The 23,748-nt window shown below is 65.6% G+C and carries 19 protein-coding genes; 10 read left to right on the top strand and 9 right to left on the bottom strand.

What is annotated here, in order from left to right; translation table 11 throughout:
* Positions 1-184 precede the first annotated feature (184 nt).
* From POR01S_RS11570 to purM, 4 genes are all read right to left on the bottom strand, one after another.
* Positions 185-364, bottom strand: coding sequence for a hypothetical protein (locus POR01S_RS11570; protein WP_007159313.1), 180 nt, complete (start codon positions 362-364; stop codon positions 185-187).
* A gap of 352 nt (positions 365-716) precedes the next feature.
* Positions 717-1,430, bottom strand: a complete 714-nt coding sequence (locus POR01S_RS11565; protein ID WP_007159312.1) for a DUF3108 domain-containing protein — start codon at positions 1,428-1,430, stop codon at positions 717-719.
* 15 nt (positions 1,431-1,445) lie between these two features.
* Positions 1,446-2,114, bottom strand: coding sequence for a phosphoribosylglycinamide formyltransferase (gene purN / locus POR01S_RS11560; RefSeq protein ID WP_042135930.1), 669 nt, complete (start codon positions 2,112-2,114; stop codon positions 1,446-1,448).
* Positions 2,111-3,172 (bottom strand): phosphoribosylformylglycinamidine cyclo-ligase, encoded by a 1,062-nt coding sequence (gene purM, locus POR01S_RS11555; RefSeq protein ID WP_027596992.1) that lies wholly within the window; start codon positions 3,170-3,172, stop codon positions 2,111-2,113. Before purM ends, purN begins: the two co-directional genes overlap by 4 nt.
* A 285-nt stretch (positions 3,173-3,457) precedes the next feature.
* On the opposite strand from purM, the gene POR01S_RS11550 reads away from it, so the two are divergent.
* Positions 3,458-4,537, top strand: coding sequence for a DUF2066 domain-containing protein (locus POR01S_RS11550; protein ID WP_042135928.1), 1,080 nt, complete (start codon positions 3,458-3,460; stop codon positions 4,535-4,537).
* Positions 4,538-4,634: 97 nt separating this feature from the next.
* Positions 4,635-5,339 (top strand): DnaA regulatory inactivator Hda, encoded by a 705-nt coding sequence (gene hda, locus POR01S_RS11545; protein ID WP_017638945.1) that lies wholly within the window; start codon positions 4,635-4,637, stop codon positions 5,337-5,339.
* A 15-nt stretch (positions 5,340-5,354) separates the two neighbouring features.
* Here the strand turns inward: hda and wrbA are convergent, their stop codons facing one another.
* Positions 5,355-5,954 (bottom strand): NAD(P)H:quinone oxidoreductase, encoded by a 600-nt coding sequence (wrbA, locus tag POR01S_RS11540; protein WP_042135927.1) that lies wholly within the window; start codon positions 5,952-5,954, stop codon positions 5,355-5,357.
* A complete protein-coding gene (gene arsC / locus POR01S_RS11535; RefSeq protein WP_042135924.1) occupies positions 5,951-6,304 on the bottom strand; it encodes an arsenate reductase (glutaredoxin) in 354 nt (117 codons plus the stop codon). The genes wrbA and arsC overlap by 4 nt, the downstream gene beginning before the upstream one ends.
* 91 nt (positions 6,305-6,395) lie before the next feature.
* Between arsC and POR01S_RS11530 the strand changes: the two genes are divergently transcribed.
* Complete coding sequence (locus POR01S_RS11530) at positions 6,396-7,646, top strand: YihY family inner membrane protein (RefSeq protein ID WP_027602651.1); 1,251 nt, start codon at positions 6,396-6,398, stop codon at positions 7,644-7,646.
* Complete coding sequence (locus POR01S_RS11525) at positions 7,643-7,930, top strand: acylphosphatase (protein WP_081875204.1); 288 nt, start codon at positions 7,643-7,645, stop codon at positions 7,928-7,930. The genes POR01S_RS11530 and POR01S_RS11525 overlap by 4 nt, the downstream gene beginning before the upstream one ends.
* A 16-nt stretch (positions 7,931-7,946) precedes the next feature.
* On the opposite strand, the gene POR01S_RS11520 is transcribed toward POR01S_RS11525, so the two are convergent.
* Positions 7,947-9,653 carry a proline--tRNA ligase gene (locus tag POR01S_RS11520; protein WP_042135922.1) on the bottom strand — a complete coding sequence of 569 codons (1,707 nt, stop codon included), beginning with the start codon at positions 9,651-9,653 and terminating at the stop codon, positions 7,947-7,949.
* 154 nt (positions 9,654-9,807) lie between these two features.
* Positions 9,808-11,121: an OprD family porin gene (locus tag POR01S_RS11515; protein WP_042135920.1), complete on the bottom strand. Its 1,314-nt coding sequence runs from the start codon at positions 11,119-11,121 to the stop codon at positions 9,808-9,810.
* A gap of 368 nt (positions 11,122-11,489) precedes the next feature.
* On the opposite strand from POR01S_RS11515, the gene POR01S_RS11510 reads away from it, so the two are divergent.
* The 3 genes from POR01S_RS11510 (at position 11,490) to POR01S_RS11500 (ending at position 17,152) form a co-directional block, all read left to right on the top strand.
* Positions 11,490-11,906, top strand: coding sequence for an HIT domain-containing protein (locus POR01S_RS11510; RefSeq protein WP_042135918.1), 417 nt, complete (start codon positions 11,490-11,492; stop codon positions 11,904-11,906).
* Complete coding sequence (locus POR01S_RS11505) at positions 11,903-12,112, top strand: SlyX family protein (RefSeq protein ID WP_042135916.1); 210 nt, start codon at positions 11,903-11,905, stop codon at positions 12,110-12,112. The genes POR01S_RS11510 and POR01S_RS11505 overlap by 4 nt, the downstream gene beginning before the upstream one ends.
* A 192-nt stretch (positions 12,113-12,304) precedes the next feature.
* The gene (locus POR01S_RS11500) at positions 12,305-17,152 is read left to right on the top strand and encodes an NAD-glutamate dehydrogenase (RefSeq protein ID WP_042135914.1); all 4,848 of its coding nucleotides are present in this window, start codon (positions 12,305-12,307) and stop codon (positions 17,150-17,152) included.
* Between the two features lie 108 nt (positions 17,153-17,260).
* Here the strand turns inward: POR01S_RS11500 and POR01S_RS11495 are convergent, their stop codons facing one another.
* Positions 17,261-18,286, bottom strand: a complete 1,026-nt coding sequence (locus tag POR01S_RS11495) for an alpha/beta fold hydrolase (RefSeq protein ID WP_042135912.1) — start codon at positions 18,284-18,286, stop codon at positions 17,261-17,263.
* A gap of 214 nt (positions 18,287-18,500) precedes the next feature.
* On the opposite strand from POR01S_RS11495, the gene POR01S_RS11490 reads away from it, so the two are divergent.
* From POR01S_RS11490 to POR01S_RS11480, 3 genes are all read left to right on the top strand, one after another.
* A complete protein-coding gene (locus POR01S_RS11490) occupies positions 18,501-20,750 on the top strand; it encodes an ATP-binding protein (RefSeq protein ID WP_042135911.1) in 2,250 nt (749 codons plus the stop codon).
* Between the two features lie 8 nt (positions 20,751-20,758).
* A complete protein-coding gene (locus tag POR01S_RS11485; protein ID WP_007159296.1) occupies positions 20,759-21,220 on the top strand; it encodes a response regulator in 462 nt (153 codons plus the stop codon).
* Between the two features lie 99 nt (positions 21,221-21,319).
* Positions 21,320-23,731, top strand: a complete 2,412-nt coding sequence (locus POR01S_RS11480) for a PAS domain-containing hybrid sensor histidine kinase/response regulator (RefSeq protein ID WP_027602659.1) — start codon at positions 21,320-21,322, stop codon at positions 23,729-23,731.
* Positions 23,732-23,748: the final 17 nt, after the last annotated feature.

Here is a 23,748-nt window from a genome sequence, read left to right as displayed (position 1 = left end):
ACCCCCTCTCCCTCTGGGAGAGGGTTGGGGTGAGGGGAACCAAACGCACCGCTGGACCAGGTGACGCTGGACTTCACTCCGCTCGACCCAACCTACCGCACCCCCTTGTCCCACCCTGAAACGAAAAAGGCCCGCCTCCAAGAGGCGGGCCTTTTTCAGGCAGTCGGTAAAAAGATCCTTCGACTCACTCGGCGTGCGACGCGCCTTCGTGTTCGATCTGCTCCTTGTATTCCAGGGCAGCGGCTTCGCTCTGGTAGACGCCGACCAGTTCCCCTTCCTGCTTCACGTCCCACAGATGCATGCCCAGGCCACGGGCTTCGCGGGACATATGGTCTTCGTCACGTTCGGTTACGGTAATGGTCATGCTGAATCTCCTTGGTCGAGCCCGCGCTACGGCAGGGCTTGAAAACCCATACTAGAGCGTTTCGCTTCCGGACCAAGGCGTATCTCGGCAACAAGTCGTTACAACTTCTGCGACAATCTGTCGCGCTTGCGGTTGTCGTCTCGCGGCGTTGGTATCGCGGCCATGGGCCGCTCCTACAAAATCCTGCCAGCGTGTAGGAGCGGCCCATGGCCGCGATAGGAGAAGAGGCACACTGCCTGAAGAAGGCTGCTGGATACCCAATCGCCTGTCACCAGGGGCAGCCATCACACCTGCGTGGGCGCATAAAAGAAAACGCCCTCCGAAGAGGACGTTTTTTTGCCTGCAGACCAGATCAGTTGGCGCCCTTCACCGTGCGCCCGTTGACCGTGCCTTCCTTGAGGCTGGTCTGGTATTCCTTGCCGTCGCTCTCCTGCTGGTAGAGACGTACCAGCAGATAGTCCCAGTCCTTGGCGAACCACAGCTCGGTCTTGCGGCTGCTCTTGGTGGGGTCGCGCACGCGCTCGACCTTGATGGTGTCGAGCAGGCCCAGCGGGGTGCGGATGCGCTCCGGGCCGATGACGCGGAAGTCATAGGTGTCGATGCTGTCGCCGTCGACGATCTGGTAGCTCATGCTCTTCTTGCCGTCGGCCACGTCCTGCTGCAGCTTGAGCTGGTAGGTGGACTTGTCCAGCAGACCGCGATCCAGGGTCAGGCTGACCGGATCATCCTTGTCCTTGCCGGTGACCTTCTTGCCGGCCCAGTCGAAGGTCAGCTCGCTCTCGCGGCTCTTGCCGAGGCCGCTGCGCTTGTACTGGTAGGTATCCGGCAGAAAGGCTTCGCCTTCGCGGCGGAAGGTGCTGGATTCGTTGAGACCGGCGACCAGCATGGAGGCTTCGAACTTCAGCTCCCAGCGGCCATCGGCTTCCTTCTCGAGCGAGCGCTCGGCCGAGCCGCTGACCGGCATCTGCTTCCAGTCGGCGGTGTAGCTGGCCGTGAACGGCTGCAGGTCGAAGGCGAAGGCCGAGGCGCTGCAGAGGGTGGCCAATAGGAACAACAGACGTCGCATCAGTTTCTCCTTGGATCAGGAAGGGGAGGCCGCGGCCGTCAGCGACGGCAACTCGGCCCCGGTAGGCGGCAGCGCCTCGCCGTCGAGCTCGGCACCCAGGGTACCCAGCCGCAGACGGCCTTCGGCGAACAACCGCACGGCCACAGGATAAAGGAGGTGCTCGGCGGCGTGTACCCGTGTCGCCAGGCTCTCCGCCGTATCTTCTGAACGTACCGGCACCCGCGACTGCAGCACGACCGGACCGCCATCCAGCTCTTCGGTGACGAAGTGCACGCTGCACCCGTGCCAGGCATCGCCGGCATCGAGGGCGCGCTGGTGGGTGTGCAAGCCCTTGTACAGCGGCAGCAGCGAGGGATGGATGTTGAGCAGGCGACCCTGGTAGCGCCGCACGAAGCCCGGCGTGAGGATGCGCATGAAACCGGCCAGCACCACCAGATCGGCGCCTTGGGCGTCGATGGCGGCCGCCAGGGCCGCATCGAAGCCTTCGCGATCGGCATGCTCGCGGTGATCGATCACCTGGGTGGCGATCCCGGCCTGCCGGGCCCGCTCCAGGCCATAGGCATCGGCGCGGTTGGCGATCACCGCCGCGATCCGCACGGGCGGCGTCGCGGCGTCGATCAGGGCTTGCAGGTTGCTGCCGTGGCCGGAGATGAGCACCACCACGGCGCAGTCGGCAGGACTCATCCGTGTTGTTTCAGATTGTTCAGCACGACCTGGTCGGCGCCGGCGGCGGCCTGTTCGATGCGGCCGATGACCCAGGGCTGCTCACCCTCGGCACGCAGCACCTGCAGGGCGGCTTCGACCTGCTCCTGGGCCACGCAGATGACCATGCCCACGCCGCAGTTCAGCACGCGGTGCATCTCGGTCTCGTCGACGTTGCCCTGCTGCTGCAGCCAGTCGAACACCGCCGGACGCTGCCAGCTGGCCACGTCGAGCACCGCCTGGGCGCCTTCGGGCAGCACGCGCGGGATGTTGTCCAGCAGACCGCCGCCGGTGATGTGGGCCATGGCCTTGACCGCGCCGGTGTCCTTGATCAGCTTGAGCAGCGGCTTGACGTAGATGCGGGTGGGCGCCATCAGCAGCTCGGTCAGCGGCTGGCCGTCGAGCTGGATGTTCTCGATGTCGGCACCGGCCACCTCGATGATCTTGCGGATCAGCGAATAGCCGTTGGAGTGCGGACCGGAGGAGGGCAGGGCGATCAGGGCGTCGCCGGTAGCCACCTTGGAACCGTCGATGATCTCGGACTTCTCCACCACGCCGACGCAGAAGCCGGCCAGGTCGTAGTCTTCGCCTTCGTACATGCCGGGCATCTCGGCGGTCTCGCCGCCCACCAGGGAGCAGCCGGCCTGTTCGCAGCCGGTGCCGATGCCGGTCACCACCTGGGCGGCGACGTCGACGTTGAGCTTGCCGGTGGCGTAGTAGTCGAGGAAGAACAGCGGCTCGGCGCCGCAGACCACCAGGTCGTTGACGCACATGGCGACCAGGTCGATGCCGATGCTGTCGTGCTTGGCCAGGTTCATGGCCAGGCGCAGCTTGGTGCCGACACCGTCGGTGCCGGAGACCAGTACCGGCTGGCGATAGCCTGCCGGGATCTCGCACAGGGCACCGAAGCCCCCCAGGCCGCCCATGACCTCCGGGCGGGCGGTGCGCTTGGCGACGCCCTTGATGCGTTCTACCAGAGCCTCACCGGCGTCGATGTCTACACCGGCGTCCTTGTAGCTCAGCTGGGGTTGTTTGCTCATGAATCCTGGCCTTTGGCTAATGGCGAAACGAGCCGGCTGGCGCCAGCCGGCAATGAGGCGGGCGATTTTACCAGAAGCCGTGCCAAAGCACGCGGCCCGCCGCGGCCTCCGGTCCGGGCGGCGATGGCACCCGGCCAGCCTGCCGTGGTCTGAGCCAGATCGCCTGCCCGTTCGCCGGGCTGGCAGTCTCCACCGCTACCTTCTGCGCGGCCCGCGACCCAGTGCCCTTGCTCGCGGGTCAGGCGGCTTTTAAGGTATGCCCCTTGCCCCTTCTATGGAATCGCCATGCGCCGTCTCGTCCTTCCGTTGCTCGCTTCGCTGCTGGTCCTGAGTCCGCTCGCCCGCGCCGAGGTGGTGGACAACCTCTACCAGGTCCGCGAGCCGGTGACCTCGCAACAGCCGGACGAGCGCAATGCCGCCCTCAAGCGCGCCCTGCAGGTCCTGGCCGGGCGCCTGACCGGCAACCCCCAGGCCGGCCAGACCCCGGCGCTGGCCAGCGCCCTGGCGGCGCCCGAATCCCTGATCAGCCAGTACGGCTACGACGCCGGTCCGCCAGAGGTGCTGGTGGTCAACTTCGATCCGGCCGCCACCGAGCGGGCCCTGGGTCAGGCGGGTCTCTCGGTATGGGGCGCCAATCGTCCGGTGGTGATGATCTGGTGGCTCAACGACGCCGACAGCGGGGCGACCCTGGTCGGTGACGGCCAGCCCGCCAGCACCGGGGTCCAGCGCGGCGCCCAGCGCGCCGGTCTGCCGATCCGTCTGCCGCTGGCCGACCTCAACGAACAACTCGCCGGCACCGCCGCCAACATCGACGCCAGCGATCCGACCGCCCTGCGCCAGGCCTCCGAGCGCTACGGCGCCAATGCCCTGCTGGCCGTCCACGCCAAACCCCAGGGCAATGGCTGGCAGGCCCAGTGGCGCCTGTGGAACAACGGTGCCGCCGAACAGGGCAGCAGCCAGGCCGCCGATCAGGATGCTCTGGCCGCTGCGGTGCTGCAGGATGTCGCCGCGCGCCTGTCGAAGAAATTCGTCTCCCGCCCGGGCACGACCCAGCCGCTGACCCTGGTGGCCGACAATTCCAACTTCGAACGCTATGCCCAGCTGCAGAAGGTACTGGAGCCCCTGTCGAGCCGGCTGGTCAAGGTCGACGGCACCCAGCTGACCTACGACCTCACCGCCAATCCGGACCAGTTGCAGGCGCAACTCGGTCTTGCCGGTCTGCAGCCCGCTACGGCGCCGGCCGCTCCGGCACCGGCGACCCCGGCTGCACCCGTCGATGCCACGGCTGCTCCGACCCCGCCCGCGGCCCCGCCGGCGCCAGCCGCGCAACCGGCGCGAACCACCCTGTATTTCCGCTGGCCATGAGGGCTGACACCTAAGACTGAAGCGGCTGCTGCGAGGGGCCCGGGATTTGGTTAGACTTGGCGCCCTCGCGAAACTGCCAAGAGCCGTTCGAGCCGGCATGATGCCTTTACAGCTGCCCCTGGGCATTCGTCTGCGTGACGACGCCACCTTCGTCAACTACTACCCTGGCGCCAATGCCGCGGCGCTCGGCTATGTCGAGCGTCTCTGCGATGCCGACGCCGGCTGGACGGAAAGCCTGATCTATCTCTGGGGCGGCGCGGGTGCCGGTCGCAGCCACCTGATGCAGGCCGCCTGTCACCGCCTGGAAGAACTGGGCGAGCGCGCCATCTACCTGCCCATGGGCGAACTGGCCGACTACGGCGTCGAGCTGTTCGACAACCTCGAACAGTGCGAGCTGGTCTGCCTCGACGATCTCGACGCCCTGGCCGGGCAGCGGCGCTGGGAAGAGGCGCTCTTCCATCTGTTCAATCGCCTGCGCGATGCCGGCAAGCGACTGCTGATCTCCAGTACCGCCTCGCCGCGGCAATTGCCGGTGCAGCTGGCCGATCTCAAGTCGCGCCTGACCCTGGCGCTGGTCTTCCAGTTGCGCCCGCTGTCCGACGAAGACAAGCTGCGCGCCCTGCAACTGCGGGCCTCCCGCCGCGGCCTGCACCTGACCGACGAGGTCGGTCGCTTCATCCTCTCGCGCAACACCCGCAGCATGGACGCCCTGTTCGACATGCTCGAACGCCTGGATCAGGCGTCGCTGCAGGCGCGACGCAAGCTCACCATTCCCTTCGTCAAGGAAATCATGGGCTGGTAGCCGCGCCGGCTACCGCTATTGCTGCAGGCGACCCGCCAGGGTCGCCAGGCGCTTGCCCAGGGCCCGGCACAGCGTCGTCTCCTGCTCGTCCAGCGCGCGCTTGCCATCCGCTCCGGCGAAATGACTCGGCCCATAGGGCGTACCGCCCCCCTTGGTTTCCAGCAGGGCGCTCTCGCTGTAGGGCAGGCCGGTGATGAGCATGCCGTGGTGCAGCAGCGGCAGGGCCATGGACAGCAGGGTGCTCTCCTGGCCGCCATGCAGACTGGCGGTGGAGGTGAAGACGCCAGCGGGCTTGTCCACCAGGGCGCCGGTCAGCCAGAGGCTGTTGGTGCCGTCGAGAAAGTACTTCATGGCGGCGGCCATGTTGCCGTAGCGCGTCGGACTGCCCAGAGCGAGGGCCGCGCAATCGCGCAGGTCGTCGAGGGTGGCGTAGACCGCGCCCTGCTCGGGCACCGCCGGAGCGACGGCGGCGCACTCGGCGGAGACTGCCGGCACGGTGCGCAGGCGCGCGGCCATGCCGCCCATCTCCACCCCGCGGGCGACCTGGCGGGCCATCTCGGCGGTAGCGCCATGGCGGCTGTAGTAGAGCACCAGGACATAGGCTTCGGGGGTCATTGCAGGATCTCCAGGACACGCTCGGGGGGACGACCGACGACGGCGCGTTCGCCGTGCACGGCGATGGGTCTTTCGATCAGCTTGGGATGGGCGGCCATGGCCGCGATCAGGGCTGCGTCGTCCAGCGCCGGATCGGCGAGGTTCAATTCGCGATAGGCGTCCTCGCCGGTGCGCAGCAACTGGCGCGCCTCCAGGCCCAGCTTGGCGAGCAGCGCGCGCAGGGTGGCGGCATCCGGCGGCGTTTCCAGGTAGGGCACCACGGACACGGCTAGCTCGCGGCTTTGCAGCAGCGCAAGGGCTGCCCGCGATTTCGAGCAGCGCGGATTGTGATAGAGGACGATTTCACTCATGGGCTGATCCATAGAAGGTAAGATGCCCATTGTAGCGGGTTGGCGAGGACTGCCGCGCCAGCCCTTGACCGTGCCTTTCGAGGAACCGCCAATGCCGGCCCGCTTGCGTGAACTGCTGTCCTTCGTTCGCTACCTCGCCGACCGCTTCATCGAAGACCGCGCCCCCAACAATGCCGCGGCTCTCACCTATACCACCCTGTTCGCGGTGGTCCCGGTGATGACCGTCACCTTCGCCATGCTCTCGGCGATACCCGCCTTCCAGGGCACGGAAGTGCAGATCCAGGCCTTCATCTTCCGCAATTTCGTGCCCTCCACCGGGGCGACCCTGGAAGAGTACCTGCGCAACTTCATCGAGCAGGCGCGGCACCTGACCTGGCTGGGCGTGGCCCTCCTGGCGGTGACGTCCTTCTTCATGCTGGTGACGGTGGAAAAGACCTTCAACGACATCTGGCGGGTACGCATTCCGCGGCGCGGGGTCTCCAGCTTCCTGCTCTACTGGGCGGTGCTCAGCCTGGGGCCCCTGCTGCTGGGCGCCGGCTTCGCCATGAGCACCTACCTGGCCTCGGTGGCCCTGGTGTTCGGCTCCTACGGCATGTCCGGCGCCCAGGCGCTGCTCAAGGTCACGCCGCTGCTGTTCAGCATCGCCGCCTTCACCCTGATGTACGCCGCCGTGCCCAACACCCGGGTCCCGCTGCGCCATGCGCTGATCGGCGGAGCCCTGACCGGGGTGCTGTTCGAGGCGGCCAAGAGTCTGTTCGGCCTCTATGTCTTCTATTTCCCCGGCTACCAGCTGATCTATGGCGCCTTTGCCACGGTGCCGCTGTTCCTGGTGTGGATCTACGTCTGCTGGCTGATCGTGCTGCTCGGCGCGGAGGTGGTCTGCAGCCTGTCCACCACCCATCACTGGCGCCGCGCGCCGCTGCCGGCCTTCTTCATCCTGCTCGCCGTGCTACGGGCCTTTCTGGAAAGGCAGCAGAGCGGTTCCAGTCTGCATCTGGGGCGGCTGCACCAGGCGGGCTGGAAGCTGCCGGAGCATGAATGGCATGCGGTGCTGGCGTTCCTGCAGCAGGAACGCCTGGTGTGCCAGAACGACAGCGGCCACTGGGTGCTCTGCCGCGACCTACATGGCTATGCGCTGCTGGATCTGCTGGATCGCGCACCCTGGGCACCGCCGGCGCCGGATTGCTGGCCGCCTGCCGAACGCTTTCCCGGTGACTGGTATCCACAGCTGCAGGAGGCCTTCGCGCGGCTGCAGGCACAGCGTCATGAACTGCTCGCCGGAAGCGTGGCCCAGTGGCTCAAGGTCGCGCCGGTGCTGGAAGAACGAGGAGCCCCGCGATGATCGCAAAATCGGCACGTCATGGCCTGATCAGTGGCCGCGTCCAGGGCGTCTACTATCGCGAGAGCACGCGGCAGGAGGCGCAGCGACTGGGCGTCACCGGCTGGGTGCGGAATCTAGCGGATGGCCGGGTGGAATGCCACCTGGAAGGTCCGATCGAAGCCCTTGCCCAGCTGGAACTCTGGCTCTGGCAGGGACCGGCAGCGGCCGAGGTGACCGGGGTGGAGCTGGAGGAGGTGGCCTGTACAGGCCTGACCGACTTCCAGGTCAGGCGCACGGACGCCTGACCTGGAGCGGTAGCCCTCAGCGGGCCTTGAGGAAGCCTACGATCTCGGCCAGGGCGACGTTCTGGCTGTCGCTGTCGGTACGGCCCTTGTATTCGACCAGGCCTTCGTTGAGACCGCGCTCACCCACCACCAGGCGATGGGGGATGCCGATCAGCTCCATGTCGGCGAACTTCACGCCAGGGCTGGTCTTCTTGTCGCGGTCGTCCAGCAGCACATCGAAGCCGGCGGCCTTCAGCTCGCCGTAGAGGCGATCGGTCGCTTCCTTCACCGCGGCGTTCTCGTACTTCATCGGCACCAGGGCGATCTGGAAGGGCGCCAGGGCAGCCGGCCAGCGGATACCGCGCTCGTCATGGTTCTGCTCGATGGCGGCGGCGACCACACGGGACACCCCGATGCCGTAGCAGCCCATGGTCAGGGTGGTGGGCTTGCCTTCCTCGCCCAGTACCGACAGCTTCATCGCCTCGCTGTACTTGGTGCCCAGCTGGAAGATATGGCCCACTTCGATGCCGCGCTTGATCACCAGGGTGCCCTGGCCATCGGGGCTCGGATCGCCGGCCACCACGTTGCGCAGATCGGCGACCTGGGGCAGCGGCAGATCACGCTCCCAGTTCACGCCGAAGTAGTGCTTGTCTTCCTGGTTGGCGCCGATGCCGAAATCACTCATCAGGGCGACCGAGCGATCGACGATGCAGGGGATCGACAGATTCATCGGGCCCAGGGAGCCGGGGCTGGCGCCGATGGCCGCGCGGATCTCCGGCTCGGTGGCGAACACCAGGGGGCTGGCGACTTCCGGCAGGTTGGCCGCCTTGATCTCGTTGAGTTCGTGATCGCCACGCACCACCAGCGCGACCAGGGTGCCTTCCTCGGCGCCACGCACGACCAGGGTCTTCACGGTCTTTTCGATGGCCAGGCCGAATTTCTCCACCAGATCGGCGATGGTCTTGGTGTCGGGGGTATCGACCAGACGCAATTCCTCGGTGGCGGCGCCGCGCGTGGCTTCCCGCGGCAGGGCCTCGGCCTTCTCGATGTTGGCCGCGTAGTCGGAGCTGTCGCTGAAGGCGATGTCGTCTTCACCGGAGCCGGCCAGCACATGGAATTCGTGGGAACCGCTGCCGCCGATGGAGCCGTTGTCGGCCTGCACCGGACGGAAATTCAGACCCAGGCGACTGAAGACGTTGCAGTACGCCTGGTACATGGCGTCGTAGGTTTCCTGCAGCGACGCCTGGTTCAGGTGGAAGGAATAGGCATCCTTCATCACGAACTCGCGACCGCGCATCAGACCGAAACGCGGGCGGATCTCGTCGCGGAACTTGGTCTGGATCTGGTACAGGTTGATCGGCAGCTGCTTGTAGCTGTTCAACTCGTTGCGCATCAGGTCGGTGATGACTTCCTCATGGGTCGGGCCCACGCAGAAATCGCGCTGATGACGGTCCTTCAGGCGCAGCAGCTCGGGGCCGTACTGCTCCCAGCGACCGGATTCCTGCCACAGCTCGGCGGGCTGGATCGCCGGCATCAGCACCTCCAGGGCGCCGGTGGCGTTCATTTCCTCACGCACCACGGCTTCCACCTTGCGCAGCACGCGCAGGCCCAGCGGCAGCCAGGTATAGAGACCCGAGGCCAGCTTGCGGATCATGCCGGCACGCAGCAACAGCTGGTGGCTGATCACCACGGCATCGGAAGGGGTTTCTTTGAGGGTGGACAGCAGGAACTGGCTGGTACGCATGGCTAGGCGGTCTGTCGGCATCGAGACGGGACCGGCATTGTACGGCGGGGTGGGGCAGGGCGTACAGGGACGCGGGTGGCGCCGACCGGAGGCCGGAAAAGAACAGCCCGGCGTATGCCGGGCTGCTGGATCGTGCGAGTGACGCTGGCCTCTATTAGAGGATGTTCAGCGGGTACTCGGTGATCAGACGGAACTCGTTGACGGTGCCGCCGGTGCTGGCGTCGCCACGGTGCCAGGCTTGACGGACGCGGAAGGACAGGTCCTTGGCCGGGCCGCTCTGCAGGACGTACTTGGCTTCGACGTTGGTCTCGCGCTCTTTGTCGCCATCCTGATACAGGCCGGCGTAGGCGGTGCTGCCCTTGGGCGCGTCGATGTCGTGACCGTAGATGTAGCGGGCCATGAAGCTCAGGCCGGGTACGCCCAGGGTCGCCATGTTCAGGTCGTAGCGCGCCTGCCAGGACTTCTCGCCGGAGGCGTTGAAGTCGGAGTACTGGATGGAGTTGGCCAGGAAGATACTGTCGCCACCGTTGCCGGTGCCAGCACCCTTGCCACCCACGCCGACGTAGTCGAACGGCGAGTCGCTGCTCACGCCCTGGTAGGCCAGGGTGAAGGTGTGGGCATCGATGCTGTAGGCGGCGGCCAGCGAGTAGGCGTTGTTGGTGAAGTCGCCCAGCTTGGCGCTGCCAGCGTCCTTGGTGTAGTAGTAGTTGAAGTCGAAGGTCAGCGCCTGGTTGGCTGCCAGCGGCTGCACGAAGTTGACGTTGGCGTAGTACTGGTTCCACAGATCTTCCAGACGGCCGTAATACAGCGACGCGTTCAGTTGATCGTTGATCTTGTACTTGCCACCCAGGTAATCGGCGGAACTGGTGGTAAACGCAGGAGCGTAAGCCGCGCCCATGTTGCCGTCGTGGTAGGTGTTGGTGCGGTCACGGGCAGCGGTGATGTGACCCGCTTCCAGGAACAGGTTCGCGATTTCTTCGCTGGTCAGCATGAAGCCGGTAGCGGTCTGCGGGAACAGACGGCTGCCACCCACGGCGAAGACCGGGGAGGTGGGCTGCACGTTGCCGTACTTCAGGACGGTGTTGGAGACGCGCAGTTTGACGGCGGCGCCAGCGGTGGAGTACTCGTCCTTGTTGCGACCGTCGCTGTCGATCTGCAGGTTGCCGGAGCCGACGTGGCCGCGGCCGCCGTCCAGTTTCAGACCCAGGTAGCCGAAGGCGTCCACACCGACACCCACGGTGCCCTGGGTGAAGCCCGATGCGTAGTTCATCAGGAAGCCATGGCTCCAATCTTTACGATCGTTGGCGCCGTTCTTGAGATCCCGGTTGAAGTAGTAGTTACGGTTCAGCAGGGTCAGCTTGCTGTCCTCGACAAAGCCCTTGGATTCGGACTGCTGGTCGGCGAAAGCCAGTTGAGTGGTCCCTGCGGCTACGGCCAGGGCGAGAATGCTCCACTTCATCGCTTGCATCAGAAATGCTCCTTTGGGTTGAAAGTCAGCCATCGTGTCAGCCGTGGCTGTTTGTTCTAATGGCGGCACATATAGCACCTCTCTCGGAGGGGCGATAGGCTTCATCAAAATTTTGCGTGTGATGAGCGGATTAACCGTGACTCTTAAGAAAGCTCTTTAAGAGTTCCCGTCCGATCGTCGTACCCGGATCGTGATAGCAAAAAGCGTGCACAAACGCTCAATCCCTGAGCCCGCCTGTCTATCGCTGCTCCGCTTCCCGAGCAATGGGCAGTTTCGGAATGGTTGGTTGCACCTTTGTGACACCAAAGGTTTCACTTGCACAAAGCTGTGCACACTTTTAGTGCCGACAGGTGTTGGCAGGAGATGAGATGTTCCAAATAGACCCACGGCTGGCCGGAGATACCCTGGAAGTGGCGTCCTTGACGCTGTGTCAGGTATTGCTGCTGAACGACAGGCGCTATGACTGGCTGGTGCTGGTACCCCGGCGCGAAAGTGTTACCGAGATCCTCGACCTGTCACCCCAGGATCAGGCACAACTGTGGCGAGAGGTGACACTTGTTGCCCAGGTGTTGCGCCACGCGCAGCCGGATCTAAAATTGAACATCGGTGCTCTGGGCAACGTCGTCAGGCAATTGCACCTGCACGTCCTGTTGCGGCAGGAGGGCGATCCGGCCTGGCCCGGCCCGGTATGGGGGCACTCGCCACGCGAGCCCCATACCGCGGAAGCCGGCCATGCCGCAGCGGAACGCTGGCGGGTGCTGCTCGCGGAGGAGACACAGGCATGACCCTTGAAGACCGTATCGCCGACCTGGAAATGCGCCAGGCCTTCCAGGACGACACCATTCAGACCCTCAACGACATCATCGTCGAGCAGCAGCGGGCGCTGGATCGCTACGCGGCCCAGATTCGCGTCCTGGCCGAGCGCCAGGCCGAGCTGCAGAGTTCGGGTGGCGGTGGTCTGCCGGACGAGGCGCCGCCACCGCACTATTGAGATCCGTTCCGCAGCTGAATCTTGTTGTCGCCCTGACGTACGTGCATAGCTGTCTTTGTTGGCTACTCTAGCCGCACTGCATCTTTGCACTTTTTTGGTGCAGTCCGGCCTCGTCCCCTGTGGAACTCGCTCCGGGAGAGGCCTGTCCTCTGCGGAGCGAAGCCCACAGCACCTTCAGGACGGAGTACGGTTATGGCGTTTTTCACCGCTGCCAGCCAAGCGGATTTCCAACAACAACTCAAGAATGCCCTCGCGGCCCATGTCGAAGGGAATACCCTCGAACAGCTGGAGCGCTTCACCGCCCAGTTCTTCGGCATCGTCCCGCTGGAAGAACTCACTCAGCGTCGGCTCTCCGATCTGGTCGGCTGCGTGCTGTCGGCCTGGCGTCTGCTGGATGTCTTCGATCCCTCCGAGCCGCGGGTTCAGGTCTTTAATCCGGATTACGAACGACACGGCTGGCAATCGAGCCACACCGTGGTCGAGGTGCTGCACGCCGATTCGCCGTTCTTGGTCGACTCGGTGCGCATGGAGCTCAATCGCCAGGGCTACAGTGTCCATACCCTGCAGAACAGCGTCCTCAGCGTGCGCCGGGATGCCCAGGGTCGTCTACTCGAGTTGCTGCCCAAGGGCCAGCAGGGCGAAGGGGTGACCCGCGAAGCCCTGATGTTCCTCGAGATCGACCGCTGTGCCGCAACCAGCGAGTTGCGCACCCTGGAGGCGGCGCTGCAGGAGATCCTCGGTGAGGTGCGCCTGACCGTCGGCGACTATGCCGCCATGAAGGCCAAGGTCGCCGACCTGCTGAACTGGCTGGATCGGCGTCCGGCCGGTGTGGAGGAGGGCGAACTGGCCGAGGTCAAGGCCTTCCTCGACTGGCTGCGCGACGACAGATTCACCTTCCTCGGCTACGAGGAATTCACCGTCGAAGGCGACGGCGAGACCGCGGTGCAACGCTATGTGCCCGACTCCCTGCTCGGCCTGTCGCGGCGCCTGCGCGGTCGCCCCGAGACCGCCGAGATCACCCTGTCCGGTGAGCCGCTGCGCTATCTGCGCGAACCGGTGCTGCTGTCCTTCGCCAAGGCGGCCGACCCGAGCCGGGTGCATCGCCCGGCCTATCCTGATTTCGTTTCCCTGCGCGAAGTGGACGCCACTGGCCGGGTGGTGCGCGAGCACCGCTTCATGGGTCTCTACACCTCCAGCGTCTACAACGACAGCGTGCGCGAGATTCCCTATATCCGCCGCAAGGTCGACGAGGTGCGTCGCCGCGCCGATTTCGACAGCAGCGCCCACCTGGGCAAGGAACTGGCCCAGGTCCTCGAAGGGTTGCCGCGGGACGATCTGTTCCAGACTCCGGTGGACGACCTGTTCAGCACCGCCATGGCCATCGTGCAGATCCAGGAGCGCAGCAAGGTGCGCGTCTTCCTGCGCCGCGATCCCTATGGCCAGTTCTTCTATTGCCTGGCCTATGTGCCGCGCGACATCTATTCCACCGAAGTGCGCCAGCGCATGCAGCAGATCCTCATGGATCGCCTGCATGGCACCGACTGCGAATTCTGGACCTTCTTCTCCGAGTCCGTGCTGGCGCGGGTGCAGTTCATCCTGCGCGTCGATCCCCTACAGCCGCAGGATGTCGATCCGGCGCGCCTGGAACAGGAAATGGTGCAGGCCTGCCGCAGCTGGAAGGACGACTTCGCCAGCCTGATGGTGGACAGCTTCGGCGAAGCCCAGGGCACCTCCATCCTCGCCGACTATCCGCTGGGCTTCCCGGCCGGCTATCGCGAGCGCTTCGCGCCGCACCTGGCCGTGGTAGACATGCGCCACCTGTTGGCGCTCAGCGACGAGCGCCGTCTGGCCATGGGCTTCTATCAGCCGCTGACCCAGACCGGCGACAACATCCTGCACTGCAAGCTCTATCACGCCGATACGCCCCTGGCGCTGTCGGACGTCCTGCCGATCCTGGAAAACCTCGGGCTGCGCGTGCTCGGCGAATTTCCCTACGAGCTGCGCCATCGCAATGGCCGCCGCTACTGGATCCATGACTTCGCCTTCACCACCGTGGCCGGCCTGGAGCTGGATCTGCAGCAACTCAACGACACCTTCCAGGACGCCTTCGTCCAGGTGGTGGATGGGCAGGCGGAAAACGACAGCTTCAACCGCCTGGTGCTGACCGCCGGGCTGCCCTGGCGGGACGTCGCGGTGCTGCGCGCCTATGCGCGCTACCTCAAGCAGATCCGCATCGGCTTCGACATCGGCTACATCGCCGCCACCCTCAACGCCCACGTCGACATCGCCCGGGAACTGGTGCGGCTGTTCCGCATGAAGTTCTACCTGGCGCGGCGTATGACCAGCGAAGACCTGGACGACAAGCAGCAGCGCCTGGAGCAGGCCATCCTCAGTGCCCTCGACGATGTCGCGGTGCTCAACGAGGACCGCATCCTGCGGCGCTACCTGGACCTGATCAAGGCGACCCTGAGAACCAACGTCTTCCAGACCGACGCCGCTGGCAAGCCCAAGGCCTATTTCAGCTTCAAGCTCGATCCCAAGGCCATTCCCGAGCTGCCGCGCCCGGTGCCGCGCTACGAGATCTTCGTCTACAGCCCGCGCGTGGAAGGGGTGCACCTGAGATTCGGCAACGTCGCCCGCGGCGGCCTGCGCTGGTCGGATCGCGAGGAAGACTACCGCACCGAGGTGCTGGGCCTGGTCAAGGCGCAGCAGGTCAAGAACTCGGTGATCGTCCCCGTGGGCGCCAAGGGTGGCTTCGTGCCACGGCGTCTGCCCACCGGCGGCTCCCGCGACGACATCCAGGCCGAGGCCATCGCCTGCTACCGCATCTTCATCAGCGGTCTGCTGGACATCACCGACAACCTGAAAGACGGTGAAGTGGTCCCGCCGGCTGCCGTGGTGCGCTACGACGGCGACGACCCCTATCTGGTGGTGGCCGCCGACAAGGGCACCGCGACCTTCTCCGACATCGCCAACGGCATCGCCCAGGACTATGGCTTCTGGCTCGACGACGCCTTCGCCTCCGGTGGTTCGGCGGGTTACGACCACAAGAAGATGGGCATCACCTCGCGGGGCGCCTGGGTCAGCGTGCAGCGCCACTTCCGTGAGCGCGGCATCGACGTCCAGACCGATCCGGTCACCGTGGTGGGCATCGGCGACATGGCCGGCGACGTCTTCGGCAACGGCCTACTGCGTTCGCGCAGCCTGGAGCTGGTGGCGGCCTTCAACCACCTGCACATCTTCATCGATCCCAATCCGGACGCCGAGCGCAGCTATGTCGAGCGCGAACGGCTGTTCAACCTGCCGCGGTCGAGCTGGACCGACTATGACGCCAGCCTGATCTCCCAGGGTGGTGGCATCTTCCCGCGCAGTGCCAAGCGCATCGCCATCAGTCCCGAGATGAAGGCGCGCTTCGATCTCCAGGCCGATCACCTGACGCCCAACGAGCTGATCAACGCCCTGCTCAAGGCGCCGGTGGATCTGATCTGGAACGGCGGTATCGGCACCTACGTCAAGGCCAGCTTCGAAAGCCATGCGGACATCGGCGACAAGGCCAACGACGCCCTGCGCGTGGACGGCTGCGACCTGCGCGCCAAGGTCATCGGCGAGGGTGGCAACCTGGGCATGAGTCAGCTGGCGCGGGTGGAATTCGGCCTGCACGGCGGCGCCTGCAACACCGACTTCATCGACAACGCCGGCGGCGTGGACTGCTCCGACCACGAGGTCAACATCAAGATCCTCTTGGGTGACGTGGTCTCCGCCGGCGACATGACCGTCAAGCAGCGCAACACGCTGATGGGCGAGATGACCGACGAGGTCGGCGAACTGGTGGTCGCCAACAACTACATGCAGACCGGTGCCCTGTCGCTGGCGGAATACCGGGCGCGGACGCACCTGGCCGAATACCAGCGGCTGATCGTCGACCTCGAAGGGCGTGGCAAGCTGGATCGCACCCTCGAATTCCTGCCCAGCGACGAGGTGCTCGCCGAGCGCGCCGCCAAGGAACAGGGACTGACCCGGGCCGAGCTGTCAGTGCTGATCTCCTACAGCAAGATCGACCTCAAGGAGCAACTGCTGGCCTCTTCGGTGCCGGACGACGAATACCTCGCCCGGGACATGCAGGGCGCCTTCCCGCAGCGCCTGACCGAGCAGTTCCCCGAAGCCATGGCGCGCCATCGCCTGAAGCGCGAGATCGTCGCCAACCAGATCGCCAACGACCTGATCAACCACATGGGCATCACCTTCGTGCAGCGCCTGTGCGAATCCACCGGCATGAGCGCGGCCGATGTCGCCCGCGCCTATGTGGTGATGCGCGACGTCCTGCATCTGCCGCACTGGTGGCGTCAGGTGGAAGCCCTGGATCATCAGGTGCCGGCGGAGTTGCAGCTGCGCCTGATGAGCGAACTAATGCGACTGGGCCGGCGGGCGACCCGCTGGTTCCTGCGCAGCCATCGCAGCGGCCTGGACGCCGGCGCCGTGGCGGCCTTCTTCGGGCCGCGCATCGCCGCCCTGGGGGTGCGTCTGGACGAACTGCTGCAGGGCGAGCCGCGCCAGGACTGGGAAGAGCGCTTCCGCGCCTATACCGAGGCGGGCGTACCCGAGCTGCTGGCGCGGGTCGTCGCCGGGACCAACCACATCTATACCCTGCTGCCGGTCATCCAGGCGGCGGAGGTCACCGCCCAGGATCCGCTGGAAGTGGCGGCTACCTGGTTCGCCGCGGGTGATGTGCTGGACCTGGCCTGGTACCAGCAACAGCTCAACCAGCTGCCGGTGGCCAATGCCTGGCAGGCCCTGGCGCGCGAGGCCTTCCGCGACGAGGTGGATGTGCAGCAGCGCACCATCACCATCGCCATGCTCAACCTGAGCGAGGCGCCGAGCGATCCGGAAGCGCGGCTCTCGCTGTGGCTGGAGCGCCATCGGGCAGCCGTGGAGCGCTGGCGGGGTCTGCTGGTGGATCTGCGCAATGCCAGCGGTCAGGACTATGCGATGTACAGCGTCGCCAGTCGTGAACTGGCGGATCTGGCCAGCAGCAGCGCCTGAGGCAGGCGCTGCCCACGAATGGCGTTCGTGGGCAGCGTCGTCTCTCAGGGCATGAAAAAAAGCGGCGTACCCTCGGGTACGCCGCTTTTTTTCATCGTTCGGATTCGATCAGGGCTGGGGCTGCGTCGAGGATGCCTTGAGGGCGCTCAGCCCCTGCAGCAGGGCCTGGTGAAAGCGCTCCGGTGCCTGCATCTGGGGCGCGTGGCCCAGGTCCTCGAATTCCACCAGGGTCGCCCGGGGGATGCGCCGCGCTGCCGCCTTGCCCAGTTCGGGATAATGACCCAGCTGCGCCTTGATGGCGGCCGGCGCGGCGTCCTTGCCGATGGCGGTGGTATCTCGCTGGCCGATCATGAGCAGGGTGGGCATGCGCAGTCGGGCGAATTCGTAGACCACCGGTTGGCTGTAGATCATGTCGTAGATCAGGGCCGAGTTCCAGGCGACCCTTTCCTTGCCGGGGCCGTTGTTGAGACCGGCGAGCATCGTCACCCAGCGTTCGTAGGCCGGGGACCACTGGCCGGCGTAGTAGGTGCTGCGCTCGTAGTCGCGGATGCCGTCGGCGGAGGTCTTCAGCTCCCGGGCGTACCACTGGTCGACGCTGCGATAGGGTACGCCCAGGGCCTTCCAGTCCTCGAGGCCAATGGGGTTGACCAGCACCAGCTGTTCGGTGGCGTCGGGATAGAGCAGGGCGTAGCGGGTCGCGAGCATGCCGCCGGTCGAATGGCCGATCAGGGTCGCCCGGGCGATGCCCAGGTGGTCGAGCAGCGCCCGGGTATTGGCGGCCAGCTGCTGGAAGCTGTACTGATAGTGGGCTGGCTTGCTGGATTTGCAGAAACCGATCTGGTCCGGGGCCACGATCCGATAGCCGGCAGCGCTCAGCACCTGGATGCTCTGCGCCCAGGTGCCGGCGCAGAAGTTCTTGCCGTGCAACAGCACCAGGGTCCGGCCGTTCGGTTTTCCGCTCGGCGCGACGTCGAGATAGGCCATTTCCAACGGTTGGCGCTGGGAGTCGAAGCTGAAGGTCTTGACCGGATAGTCGTAGTCGAAGCCTTCGAGACGTTCGCCGTAGAGGGGCTCGGCCTGACTGAGCGGACTCAGCAGCAGGGCGGCCAGGGGGAGGGCGCGGCGCAAGGACATGGGCAGGATCCTGGGGCTAAACCAGCTCCGACCGAAGGCCGGCGGAGAAGATTCCAACCCGCGGCGAGACAGTGTCGCCGCGCATGTCGCTCTCCAGGCTGCGCGCCGTTTCGCTTCGCCTCCTGCCCAGGGTCTGATAGTCTGAATGACCTTTGTTTCCGTTTCGGCGCACCGCTTTCCCTGCGCTTCTTTCCGATCACATGAGGTTCCCGGTTTGGCGCTCGAGTCACCCTCCAAGACGCAGCCCGACGCTCTGGCCGATTGCGCCAACGAGCCGATCCATATTCCCGGCAGTATCCAGGAACATGGCTTCCTGTTCGCCGTGGAAGAGCCGGCTCTGCGCATCGTCCAGGCCAGTGCCAACGTCCGCGAGTACCTCGGGGTCGCCGTGGAGGAGGTGCTGGGTCGCACCCTCGGCGAATTGCTGCCGGAACGGGATCTGCCGGCCATGCTCGGTGCCCTGACCCAGGAAGAGCAGAACCCCATCTATCAGGGCGATGTGACCCTGGGACCGCGGCAGCAGACCTTCGCGCTGTTCATGCACCGTTTCGGCGGGGTGCTGATCGTCGAATTCGAGGCGCCGGTGGACAGCCGTCTCGGTCTCAATACCCTCTACCCCATGGTGCGGGTGTTCATCGAACAGCTGCATCAGGCCGAAACCGTCGACGCCATCGCCAAGCTCGCGGTGCGCGAAGCCAAGCGTATTTCCGGTTTCGACCACACCATGATCTATCGATTCGACGAGGACGGTCATGGGCAGGTGCTGGCCGAGGAGTGCGATCCCGGGGTACCCAGCTATCTGGGCCTGAGATTTCCCGCTTCGGACATTCCCGCCCAGGCGCGTCGCCTGTACCTGGCCAACCGCATCCGGGTGATCGGCAACGCCTACTACCAGCCCTCGCCGTTGCAGCCGCAGACCAATCCGCTGACCGGGCAGCCGCTGGATCTCAGCTTCGCGCAGCTGCGCAGCGTGTCGCCGGTGCACCTGCAGTACATGAGGAACATGGGCACCCTGGCGTCCATGTCCATCTCCATCGTGGTCGGTGATCGCCTCTGGGGCCTGGTGCTCTGCCATGACCGTCAACCCCAGCGGGTGTCCTTCCAGACGCGTACCGCCTGCGAGCTGTTCGGCCGGGTGCTGTCGCTGCAGATCGATGCCGCCGAGACCCATGCGGAATCCGATCGCCGGCTGGCGCTGCGCCAATCCATGGTGCAGATGCTCTCGACCATGGCCGACCGCGACAGCGTCTGCCAGGGACTATTGGAGCTGCCGCAGGTCTTCCTGGATTTCGCCCGGGCGCAGGGCGCCGCCATCATCTCCTCCGACGGGACCGAGCTGATCGGCCAGGTACCGCCGCGCGAGGTGGTGGACAGCCTGGTCGAGTGGCTGTCGGTCAACGTCAAGGACCACTTCGTCACCGACAACCTGGCCAAGGACATCGCCGAGCTCCCCCAACTGGCCCAGCATGCGGCCGGGGTGCTCGCCGTCCCCATTTCCGAATTGCATTCACACTACCTGATCTGGTTCCGCAGCGAGCTGGTGCAGGTGGTCAACTGGGCCGGCCGGCCGACCAAGCAGGAAGGCAGCGACGGGCGCCTGTCGCCGCGGCAGAGTTTCGTGCTCTGGCAGGAGACGGTGCGCGGGCTGTCGCTACCCTGGTCGCCGCTGGAGCTGGAAAGCGCCATCGAATTGCGCAACGCGGTGCGCGGGATCGTCCTGCGCAAGGCCGAGGAGATGGCCGAGCTGGCCGAGGAGCTGCAGCGCAGCAACAAGGAACTGGCGGCCTTTTCCTACAGCGTGTCCCACGACCTGCGGGCGCCGCTGCGCCACATCGCCGGCTATGCCGAGCTGCTTGGCGACATCGAGGGTGGCAAGCTGTCGGACCGGGGGCGGCGCTTCCTGGAGAACATCGGTTCGTCGGCACGCTTCGCCGGCAGCCTGGTGGACAACCTGCTGAGCTTCTCGCAGATGGGGCGGGCCGCGATCCGCTATTCCGACGTCAATCTCACCGCCCTGGTGGAAGCCATCCGCGAAGAGATGGCGCCGGACTATGCCGAGCGGCAGGTGGAGTGGCACATCGGCCCCCTGCCTGTCGTCATCGCCGATGCCGCCTTCGTCCATCTCGCCTTGCGCAATCTGCTGGCCAATGCCATCAAATACAGTCGCTACGAAGAGCCGGCGGTGATCGAGATCGGCACCTTGCCGAGCGATTCCGAGGACATCATCTTTGTCCGGGACAACGGCGTCGGTTTCAACATGGATTATGTGGGCAAGCTGTTCGGCGTCTTCCAGCGCCTGCACCATGCCGATGAGTTCGAAGGGGTCGGCATCGGTCTGGCCAGTGTCAGACGCATCATCGAGCGCCATGACGGTCGCGTCTGGGCCGAGGGTGCCATAGGCGAGGGCGCGACCTTCTATTTCGCCCTTCCCAAACAACGACCGTCGCCGGTACACAAAAGGTAGTTCTATTCATGCTCAAACCCATTGTGCTGGTCGAAGACAATCCGCACGATCTGGAGCTCACCCTGGTGGCTCTGGAGCGCAGCCAGTTGGCCAACGATGTCGTGGTCCTGCGTGACGGCGCCGAGGCGGTCGATTACCTGTTGCGCCGCGAGCCCTATGCCGATCGCGAGCCGGGCAATCCCGCCGTGATGCTGCTGGATCTCAAGCTGCCCAAGGTCGATGGCCTCGAGGTGCTGGACCTGGTGCGTGGTACCCCGGAGCTGTGCAGTATCCCCGTGGTCATGCTGACGTCGTCGCGGGAGGAGCCCGATCTGGAAAAGGCCTACGAACTGGGCGTGAACGCCTACGTGGTCAAGCCGGTCGAATTCCGTGATTTCGTTGCCGCGATCAGTGACCTCGGCGTGTTCTGGGCCGTACTCAACGAGCCGCCGCCAGGATCGCGCCGTGTCGCCAGGCGCATTGGCCGTTAGCGAGTGAAAATAAGTGCATCCGTATCCAGTCATCCGCGACCGGCAGATATGCGCGACCCGGCTCCCCTGAGCGAACAGATCCAAGGCCGACGTCCGTTTATGCCCCTCTCGAAACAGATCAAGATCCTCCTGGTAGAGGACAGCAAGCTCGACGCCGAGCTGATCCTGATCGAGCTGGAAAGGCACGGCTTCGAGCTGCAATCCAAGATCGTCTACGAGCGTACCGGTCTCACCCTGGCCCTGAGCCAGCAGACCTACGACATCATCCTTTCCGACATCATCCTGCCGGGCTTCTCCGGTGCCGAGGCCCTGCGCGTGGCGCGGGCGCTGGCGCCGGAAACGCCTTTCATCTTCGTCTCGGGCATCTTCGGTGAAGTGCACGCCGTGGAGATGATGCGCCTGGGCGCCAACGACTATGTGCTCAAGCAGAGCATGGAGCTCCTGGCCAAGGCGGTCGAGCGGGCATTGCTGGTGGTGCACGAGCGCCGCGAGCGGCGCCGCGCCGAAGAAGCCCTGCACAGCCTGGAGGTCAGGTCGCGCCTGGCCATGGACGCCTCCCGGCTGGGCATGTGGGAGTATTTGCCGGCCAGTCGTACCCTGGTCTGGGATGAGCGCTGCAAGGCCATGTTCGGGCTGCCGGCCGATGCGGTGGTCGATCTCGAGGTCTTCGAACGGCTGTGCGGCAGCGATGGCCTCGAGCGCTTTCTGCATACGGTCCGCCAGGCGAGCGCCGATGAGCGCGACGACGACTATCGCAGCGAATACCGCATTCGCCTGGACAACGGCGCCCAGCGCTGGGTCGAGACCCGCGGCCAGCCCTTCTTCGACGCCGGCGTCTGCACCCGCTTTCTGGGCGTGATGCTCGACATCACCCAGCAGCGCGATGCCGCGGAAAAGCTCGAGCGGCTCAACGTCAGTCTCGGCGAGCGCGTCGAAGAACGTACCCGGGAGCGCGATCGGACCTGGGACCTCACCCGCGATCTGCTGCTGGTGTGCAAGCCCGATGGCACCCTGGTGGCGCTCAACCCGGCCTGGGAAGAAAACCTGGGCTGGTCGCGGGTGGAGTTGCTGGACTCCTCGCTGCTGGCGCTGGTGCATCCCGACGAGCGCTTCATCACCGACAACGAACTCAAGCAGCTGGCCACCGGCGCGACCAGCCAGCGCTTCGTCAACCGCATCCGCCATCGTGACGGCAGCTATCGCTGGATTTCCTGGACGGCGGTACCGGATGCCGGCATGACCTATTGCTCCGGGCGCGACATCTCCTCGGAAGTCCTGGCGATGGAAGAGCTGGCTGCAGCGAACCGCCAGCTGCGCGAGCAGATCGACGAGCGCGAGCGGGTCGAGGCGACCCTGCAGCAGATGCAGCGGCTGGAAGCCGTGGGTCAGCTCACGGCGGGCGTGGCCCATGACTTCAACAACCTGCTCACCGTGGTGCTCAGCAGCGCCAGCTTCCTCGAGCGCGACCTGACGCGCCTGGCGGCCAGCGACAAGACCCAGGGACGGGTGCAGAACATCCGCGAAGCGGGCGAGCGGGGCGCCAAGCTCACCGCCCAGCTGCTGGCCTTTTCCCGTCGCCAGCGGCTGGCGCCCAAGCCGGTCAAGCTCAATGAAACCGTCGAGGGCATGCTCGAGCTGCTGCGCAGTACCATGGGCGGCAGTGTCTGGATCGAGACCCACCTGCGCGCCGATTGCTGGCACGCCCTGGTCGACCCGACCCAGATCGAACTCATCATCCTCAACCTGGCGATCAATGCCCGGGATGCCATGGCGGTCGGCGGCACCCTGCGCCTGAGCACCTCCAACCAGACCATCAGCGAGCCGCCGCAGCGTCCCGAGGAACCCGAACCGGGCGAATACGTGCTGCTGGCGGTGCAGGATTCCGGTACCGGGATGAGCGAAGAGGTGCTGGCCAAGGCCTTCGAACCCTTCTTCACCACCAAGGAGGTGGGCAAGGGCTCCGGTCTGGGCCTGGCCCAGGTGTTCGGCTTCGCCAAGCAGTCCGGTGGCGGGGTCCGCATCGAGACGCAGATGGGCAGTGGCACCACGGTGCTGGTCTATCTGCCGCGTACCGAGGCGGAGGATGCCCAGGATCCGATCGGGCTACCGGCCCTGGGGCGCGACGAGCAGGCCGCCGAGCGCCGCATCCTGCTGGTCGACGACGACCACGCGGTACGCAACGTGACCGCCGCGCTGCTGGCCGATCTCGGCTATCAGGTGGTGGAGGCCAGCAATGGCTTCGCCGCCCTGAGTGCGCTGGAGCGCGATCCCCAGATCGATCTGCTGCTGGCCGATTTCGCCATGCCCGGCATGAACGGTGCCGAACTGGCCCGCCAGGTGCGCAAGCGGCTGCCGCAGTTGCCGGTGGTCTTCATCACCGGCTATGCCGAACTGGGCGAACTCGATCCCGAACAATCCTTCATCGTTCCCAAGCCCTTTCGCGAGGCCGACCTGGCAGCCCGGCTGCAGGCCGCCCTGCGCGGCGAGAAGCCCCAGCCTTCGCCGCTCTGAAGGCCGGCGCCAACTTG

The organism is Pseudomonas oryzihabitans NBRC 102199 (assembly GCF_000730625.1).
Taxonomy (GTDB): Bacteria; Pseudomonadota; Gammaproteobacteria; order Pseudomonadales; family Pseudomonadaceae; genus Chryseomonas; species Chryseomonas oryzihabitans.
Note: the sequence above shows the minus strand (reverse complement) of the source record. Positions and strands in the feature narration are given on the sequence as shown.